The sequence below is a fragment of the Trichococcus sp. genome (assembly GCF_049589555.1).
Classification (GTDB): domain Bacteria; phylum Bacillota; class Bacilli; order Lactobacillales; family Aerococcaceae; genus Trichococcus.
Genome location: NZ_JBAWAZ010000252.1, coordinates 1 through 5,413, shown reverse-complemented (window position 1 = coordinate 5,413; position 5,413 = coordinate 1). Strand labels below are relative to the sequence as shown.

Here is a 5,413-nt window from a genome sequence, read left to right as displayed (position 1 = left end):
ATGATTGCAAAACAGCACTTAAAGGCGAATATAATTGCTTGTATTTAATTTTTACGCTCCGATTGACTTAGAGTGCGTTTGTTGACTATAAGTGCTTACGGACCAAATTTAGTGGCTTTTGGGATTGGGCCGGATAATTTATTAAGATAATCATAAACCGGATTCCAATTTGTGAGGATTGTAACATCGTTCGTTAATGCTCTCTCGGCACCACGATTCAATTCCTCTCTTTCAATATCATCATAATCCAATTGAAATCTAACTATAATCTCATAATCCGGAAAAGACAAAAGAATTATATGGCAACATTAAAAATAAATTTATACTGGGCAGCTCCAGATTGCGGGAAGCTAACTGATTGGTTGGGAATTTTTAATCTTTAAGTATCGAAACTGCCATAAAACCAATTGTTCGCCTGTCATCCACTTAGGCGATCCGTTTTATATTTTCGGACGAAATGCGAATGATGCGGTGTTAAAATGCCGCAAGCAAAAAATGGAAGCGCTATATACGAATTATTTTGTGAAAAATAGGATTAACATTAAGGAATTGCTATTGTAATTTGTTTCTAACTTTGCTTTAATAAAAGTTAAATATTACACAATGGGGAGATCCAAAAAATGATCGAATTTAAGAATGTCAACAAGTATTACGGCAATTTCCACGCTTTGAAAAATATCAATGTCAGGTTTAATCAAGGAGAAGTGACCGTCATACTTGGTCCATCCGGTTCCGGTAAAAGTACCTTGATCCGCTGCATCAATGGATTAGAGGAAATATCCGAAGGCGAATTGCTGATCGAAGGGGTTAATATCCACGATAAAAATACCAACATCAACCTGATCCGTCAGGAAGTCGGCATGGTGTTCCAGCATTTCAATTTGTATCCGCATAAAACAGTTTTGGAAAATATCACTTTGGCTCCAATCTTCAAGTTGAAGAAGTCGAAAGCTGAGGCTATCGAGCAGGCCGAAAAACTTTTGGACAAAGTTCAGCTGTTGGATAAGAAGGACATGTATCCGAATCAGCTTTCCGGGGGGCAGAAACAGCGTGTCGCGATTGCGCGCGGTTTGGCAATGAATCCGAAGGTGCTGCTGTTTGATGAGCCGACTTCTGCACTCGACCCTGAAACGATCGGCGAGGTATTGAAGGTCATGTCGGACCTTGCCAAAGAGGGGATGACGATGATTGTGGTTACCCATGAAATGGGCTTTGCGCGCGAGGTTTCCGACCGTACGCTGTTCATGTCAGATGGGGAAATCCTGGAAGACCGCCCGAGCGAGTCCTTTTTCCTGGATCCTCAAGATGAAAGGGCCAAGCAGTTCCTCAGCAAGGTTATCAACCACTAATCAAAGTCGAAAGTAAGGAGCAATGGGATGATGAAAGTGACGAAGAAAAAAATGTTCGTGACAAGTGCGCTGTCAGCGCTGCTTCTGATGAGCGGCTGCACAAAGGTTTCGGAAAAAAGCGTGATGGAGCGCATCGAAAGCGGGGACAAGAAAATTGTCTGGGCAACCAATGTTACCACACCCTTAGTCGGGCAATTGAATGTAGAAACTGGTGAAGTAGCCGGGTATGATTCGGATGTCGCGCGTGCGCTGACAGAAGTGATTACGGGATCTGCTGAAAATGCGGTTTTTGTAGAGGTATCGAGTCAGAATCGGGTGGCTTTCGTGAAGAACAACATAGCGGATGCCGTCATCAGCACGATGACGATTACAGACGAAAGAGAAAAACAAGTGGATTTTACGGATTCCTACTATATCGGCGGACAAGCGTTGATCGTGCCGGAGGACAGCGAAATCCAAGCGATTGAGGATTTGACTGCCGACACGATTGTCGCAGGAGCCAAAGGGACAACGATGATGATCAACATGAAGACGATTGCGCCGCAAGCACCGACAAGGGAATATGACACGGAATCCGAAGCCTTTACGACTTTGATTGCCGGCCAAGCGGATGCCTACACCTCGGACAATGTCGTTTTGATGGGGATGATGTCGAAAACGTCCGGTTTCCGATTTGCCGGCGGAAGAATCACCGATGAACCATACGGAATCGCGCTCAATGAAGATGAGGATGCATTCCGGGAAGCATTAAACGAAGCAATCGCAATCATTCGAGAAAACGGCACATTAGCGGAAATCGAAGATAAGTGGTTCGGCGACTATTACTAAGGAGTGCGGGAAATGATTGAAATATTAACGGGGCATTATAGTACATTACTAACAGCTTTTTGGCACACTTTGGCCATCAGCATGATTTCGATGCTGCTGAGTTTGCTTTTCGGAACCATTTTAGCAATGTTCCATGTTGCAAAAAACAAGACATTGAACAAAATCAGCGGCTATTATGTGGAATGCTTCAAGAATATTCCGCTGCTTGTCATCACCATGTTTTTCTACATTGCCATTCCGATGGCTTTGGACATCCAAGTGAACGGAATGATTGCAGGGGCGATTGGCCTGGTCATCTACTCGACTTCATTCATCGCGGAAATCGTCAGGACAGGTATCCAAGCTGTACCGGCCGGCCAGTTGGAAGCGGGACTGGCTTCAGGCTTCTCCTATTGGGAAACGATGTACCATATCGTGCTGCCGCAAGCATTCAAAATCGTCATTCCGCCATTAGGGAATCAATTCATTACGTTGGTGAAGGATTCTTCGGTTTTAGGCTTCGTGGCCGGGATGGACTTGATGTACTACGGCGACTTGATCGCAGGCGAAACATTCAATATGATGGGCTCCTACCTGGTCATAAGTATGTTCTATGTGATCATCACGCTGCCTTTGAATTATCTGATGGCGCATATTGAACGAAAAATGGAAATGGCATAGGGGGACAATAAAGATGTTTGATATTACAGGTGCCTTGTCAAATGGCAATTTTATTTATCTGATGAAGGGCGTTGGGAGTACACTCTCTTTCTCTGTGCTGGCCATCGCCATCAGCTTCATCATCGGCTTAGGCCTCGGGATCATCCGTTATATGAAGGTTCCGGTCGTGTCTAATAGCCTGGGCTTCCTCATGGACGTCATCCGCAGCGTGCCGTTGCTCTTGATTATCGTTGTCTTCTATTTTGGCTTTCCGCAGTTAGGCTATCGTTTCAGTGCCTTTGGAGCGGCGTTGATTGCCTTCGTCGTGTTCGAGTCTTGCATGATCGCAGAAATCGTCCGCGCCGGGCTGAAATCTGTCGCAGTGGGACAAATGGAAGCGGGACTTTCCACGGGGTTCACTTTTGCCGAGACGATGCGGCATATCATCATACCGCAAGGTGTCCGTTCGATGGTTCCGTCTTTGGTGTCGCAATTCATTTCTTTGATCAAAGATACCTCCCTGACGACGATCATCTCGTTTTCGGAGCTGACTTACCGCTCAAAAATCATCTATTCGATGGATTCGGCCTTTGTATTGCCGATGTACGTCATCATGGCTTTCCTGTACTGGGTCATTTGCCACACTCTTTCAAAGGCTTCCAAACGATTTGAAGTCGATTATTGATCCTACGTGTTGAATAAATGAAAAGAATAGGGTTCCGGGATAAAACCGGAATCCTATTCTTTTGTCTGCAGTTCTGTCTGATCGGGCGTCCCAGCAGCGATAAAGATGGCTTGTTTGCCCATTTGTTCCCAGGACAAAATGAAGTTCTGCCGATCGACTTTCTGGTCCTTTTGGCCGTAGGGATTGTTGATGTAAAGACTATCGGAGTCGTACCCGACGACCACAACGCTGTGCATGATGTAGCTGATGTTGACCGGACCCGTTGGCGTTTGCCACATCTCCAAAGCGTCATCAGGCATGAAGGTGGTCGTCGTGACGACCCAAACGGGATAGCCTTGGTCCAAGGCAACGATGACAGAATCAAATTCCTGCCCGCTGATATCCTCCACGCGATTGGGTGGGATGTATTCGGATGCCAAGGCTGCGATGGGGCCATGATAGACGCAAAAACCGTAGTCCGTCCCGGTCACGTCGCCGACAAACCCCTCATTTGGATTTCCGTGCAGACCGTTTTCGTAGTAGATCGGAACGACTGGGAGCTTATCAGCGAGCTCATTTTTTGTGAGCGGTATTTCGTTGTACTGCAGAATCATGGCAAGGGCTGTAACTTCGCAGCCGAGCAGCAAGGCCGGCGGATCAAGCTGATTCAGGAGCGGCACATCCAGAAGCACGGAAACGGCAGGTCCGGGGGGCAAAATCATCCCGGATTCAGAGGTCGTTTGCTCGGTTTCATCTGGTTCCATACGAATGAGATTCAGTGGTATCAGACTGAGTAGGATGCCAGAAAATAGTGTTATGTTGGAGAGCCTGCCCCTTTTCATCATGAACCTCCTTATCCGGCATGGCTTGCTGCGCTTAAACATATGCTTTACGCTTACATTTTAACATATTCCGCAATGCAGGACGATTGAAATGTCCCAATGAACAACGAGATAACCCAGGGCTTCGCACTAGTCAATCGCCGGATGGATTAGGAACAAAAAGATGATTATGATTTTAAAAAAAAGATTGACCTACCCTATCTATGTTGTCCATAATGATAGAAGTCAGATTGAAGAATAAATGGACAACAATAAAGTTTTCTGATGGAGGATATTATGATCTGGAGTAAGATGAAGCCGCTGTTGGAGAACTTCCTTGCGCCTGCGTTGGCTGGCAGAGTGGGTTACCTATCCACCAGCTACCGGTATTCACCCGATAAAAACGGCCAGTGCTGCATAGCCGTGGACAATAAAAAAATCTTCAACATGAAGGACGGGACGACTGGGATGAAGTGGTACCAGTCGGAACAGGATATCAAAAATGATGCTGCCGTCTTGATTCCGCTCAGCGATGCTGAAATTGAGCATATCAGGAAAGAAACCGGCGGGAAAGTACCGGAAGAACGCTTGGCAGTGATCGCGGGGGACCGCAAACTGTTGGCTTACGCGAAGGAAACGATGGCCGCCCAGGTAGCCTTAAGCAAATCCGATTTCTACAAAACCGCAGACGTGTTTCTGAGCCAACCCATCGAAAAAAGCCTTGCGAGCAAGGATATTTTGTTGAACTGTTTGGCTTTGCTGGACAGGCGTGTCGGCAAAAAAAGGATCATGGACATGGAACAATCCGTGAAAATGAAGCATCCGATTGTGCAATACTTCTATGCACTGAGACGAGGCGCTATGTAGCGTCAGCTGGATTCGACAATATCCGTGAACGTAACCGGGAAAACGGCTTTCGGATGCAAAAAGGAACCGCTCGGGCAACTGACCCGAGCGGTTCCTTTTTTGCGTTGTAAAGTGTAATCTACAGATTATCTTCAAGTAAAAATTGTGTTCGTTTCTTTTCGAATCTTTGATAGATGCTACTGCCGAGAAGTCCGAAGAGAATCGGTCCGATGATCAGCAACAGTGCTTGGACATATTCTCCGGTA

The 5,413-nt window shown here is 46.2% G+C and carries 6 protein-coding genes; 5 read left to right on the top strand and 1 reads right to left on the bottom strand.

Annotation, left to right across the window (positions count from 1 at the left end):
* The first annotated feature begins 620 nt into the window (after nt 1-620).
* Genes WBV27_RS09190 through WBV27_RS09175 form a run of 4 tightly spaced genes read left to right on the top strand, consistent with a single transcriptional unit; the run spans nt 621 to nt 3,501 of the window.
* Nucleotides 621-1,349: an amino acid ABC transporter ATP-binding protein gene (locus tag WBV27_RS09190; protein ID WP_424201405.1), complete on the top strand. Its 729-nt coding sequence runs from the start codon at nt 621-623 to the stop codon at nt 1,347-1,349.
* Nucleotides 1,350-1,376: 27 nt separating this feature from the next.
* Nucleotides 1,377-2,177 (top strand): transporter substrate-binding domain-containing protein, encoded by an 801-nt coding sequence (locus WBV27_RS09185; RefSeq protein WP_424201403.1) that lies wholly within the window; start codon nt 1,377-1,379, stop codon nt 2,175-2,177.
* Between the two features lie 12 nt (nt 2,178-2,189).
* Nucleotides 2,190-2,837, top strand: a complete 648-nt coding sequence (locus WBV27_RS09180; RefSeq protein ID WP_424201401.1) for an amino acid ABC transporter permease — start codon at nt 2,190-2,192, stop codon at nt 2,835-2,837.
* Nucleotides 2,838-2,850: 13 nt separating this feature from the next.
* The gene (locus WBV27_RS09175; protein ID WP_424201399.1) at nt 2,851-3,501 is read left to right on the top strand and encodes an amino acid ABC transporter permease; all 651 of its coding nucleotides are present in this window, start codon (nt 2,851-2,853) and stop codon (nt 3,499-3,501) included.
* A 53-nt stretch (nt 3,502-3,554) separates the two neighbouring features.
* Here WBV27_RS09175 and WBV27_RS09170 read toward each other — a convergent pair whose 3' ends face one another.
* Nucleotides 3,555-4,244 (bottom strand): C39 family peptidase, encoded by a 690-nt coding sequence (locus WBV27_RS09170; protein ID WP_424201397.1) that lies wholly within the window; start codon nt 4,242-4,244, stop codon nt 3,555-3,557.
* A gap of 354 nt (nt 4,245-4,598) precedes the next feature.
* On the opposite strand from WBV27_RS09170, the gene WBV27_RS09165 reads away from it, so the two are divergent.
* Complete coding sequence (locus tag WBV27_RS09165; RefSeq protein ID WP_424201395.1) at nt 4,599-5,168, top strand: SF0329 family protein; 570 nt, start codon at nt 4,599-4,601, stop codon at nt 5,166-5,168.
* Nucleotides 5,169-5,413 lie beyond the last annotated feature (245 nt).